The organism is Salinisphaera sp. G21_0, assembly GCF_017744115.1.
Lineage (GTDB): Bacteria > Pseudomonadota > Gammaproteobacteria > Pseudomonadales > Endozoicomonadaceae > Endozoicomonas.
Genome location: NZ_JAGHQW010000146.1, coordinates 1 through 2,193, shown reverse-complemented (window position 1 = coordinate 2,193; position 2,193 = coordinate 1). Strand labels below are relative to the sequence as shown.

The 2,193-nt window shown below is 50.6% G+C and carries 1 pseudogene; it reads left to right on the top strand.

What is annotated here, in order from left to right:
* Positions 1-50: 50 nt before the first annotated feature.
* Positions 51-2,193 (top strand): annotated as a pseudogene (locus tag J7439_RS25270) (hypothetical protein); the annotation flags it as partial.

Genomic DNA, 2,193 nt, shown 5'->3' with positions numbered 1-2,193 from the left:
GTTCGATACCTGAGCCTGGCACACACAGGGAAAAGACACCGGACGAGACTTTGGAAAACACGAAAGACAAAGCCAGAAAAGCCTCACAGAACCTACGACACCAGTATGATAAATCCGCCGCCCCAACGCTACCGGCCAGCCAGTTGCCAAACACACCCTTGGCACTGGGGGCTCTGGTCGGCCTGTCCGCGGTCGGTGCGGCATCAGCATCCGCCCCTGACACTGACCCCTGGACTGAGGTGGGGGATGCCGAGACCCTGGGCAATATCTGCCATGTTGCGAAATTACCATGTAGCAAACAATATCGCCTGATTAAGGATATCGACGGTAGACAATTGTCCCGGTCCATTGGCAATGAAACCAATCCATTCACCGGCAAGTTGGACGGCAATAATCGTATTATTAGCAAATCTTCGAAGTGCCTGGTAAAACACCTGTCCGCTGGGGGCCGTATCGAGAACCTGAACCTTAGTGATGCCACCATAACCTCAACGGAATCGGCCGGGGTAGTGGCTTGCGAAATGTCTGGCAACGCTACGATCGGTAATATTTGGGTTGAACGTGCTAACGTTGCTACCAGCGATAAATCAAACGCATACGCAGCTATTGGCGTGGGCAAAGTATCTGGTGGAGGAACTATTACTAGCATGACTGCGTTGAACTGCAGGGTGAAAACCTCCGCTTGGAAAGCTTATGCCGGTATTGGAGCGGGAAATCTGGCAAGTGGAGCTGTTAACAACATGATTGCGAAAAACTGTAATGTTACAACAGAGTGGAGTTACGGACGTGCCGGTATTGGAGCGGGAAATCTGGAAAGTAGTGGAGCTGTTAACAACATGGTTGCGGTAAACTGTAATGTTACAACAGAGCGGGATTACGGACATGCCGGTATTGGAGCAGGAAATCTGGAAAGTAGTGGAGCTGTTAACAACATGACTGCGGTAAACTGTAATGTTACAGCAGAGGGGCATTACGGATATACCGGTATTGGTGCGGGATCATCGACAGGTGGAATCGTTAACAACACAATGGCGGTGAACTGTCATGTTGAAATGAAGGGAGAATATGCAAATGCCGGTATTGGGGTGGGAAAGCAGAATAGTAAAGGAACGGTTACAGACACGACAGCGTTGAACTGCACGGTGAAAACCCACAAACCTAATGTAAATGCTGGTATTGGGGCTGGATTTTCGGGGAAAAGTACTGTTAACAACACGACAGCGGTTAACTGTGATGTTGTAACAATAGCAAGAAATGCAGATGCCGGTATTGGTGCTGGATTTTCGGATGCAGGTACTGTTGACCACACGACAGCGGTGAACTGCACGGTGACAACCTCAGGCAGCGAGGCAAATGCCGGTATTGGGGCTGGAGTATTGGATGTAGGTACTGTTAACCACACGACAGCGGTGAACTGCACGGTGATAACCTCAGGCGAAAAGGCGAATGCCGGTATTGGCGCAGGACGCTTTTCTGTAGGACAAGAAAGTATCGCCAACACCAGGGTGATCAATAGCGCCGTTAAAAGTGAAAATGCCACTGCGGGTATCTTCGGAGGATATGACCCGGTTATTTGTAATGTCACTGTTAATGGCGTACAACAAAACGACACTGCCAAGGGGTGTCAGTATTGGCAGGATAATCATTTGTGTGCAGTTATTGACCCCGACTTGGCAAAACTAAATCCCCAAATTGCTAATTATTGTCCTGCCCCACCAACCAAAGAGACGGTGGCCAAAACACCAGGCAGCACCATGAACTCTTTCAGTTCGGGTTCTGACACTACGACAACGCCCCCAACCACTATGGACACAGCACCAGACACAACCATGAACTCTTTCAGTTCGGATTCTGTCACCACAACAACGCCCCCAACCACTATGGCCACAGCACCAGACACAACCATGAACTCTTTCAGTTCGGATTCTGTCACCACGACAACGCCCCCAACAACTGGGCCCGAGGTGCAAAAAGTGAACTTCTCTGACCCAGGTTCTGCTACATTTGCCGCACCAAGCCCTGCTATTATAGCTTGTATCGCCACCCTGGGCACGATGATTTTGGTTCTGGTCGGTGTGATCGCCTACCGCTATTACAGCCAAAGGTCATCGACTAATGCTGGTCGTAACCGCGCGGAACCCATGCCGCCCCCACCCAGCAGCCGCCCCCGTGCTGAAGGACAGCTGGTTACTT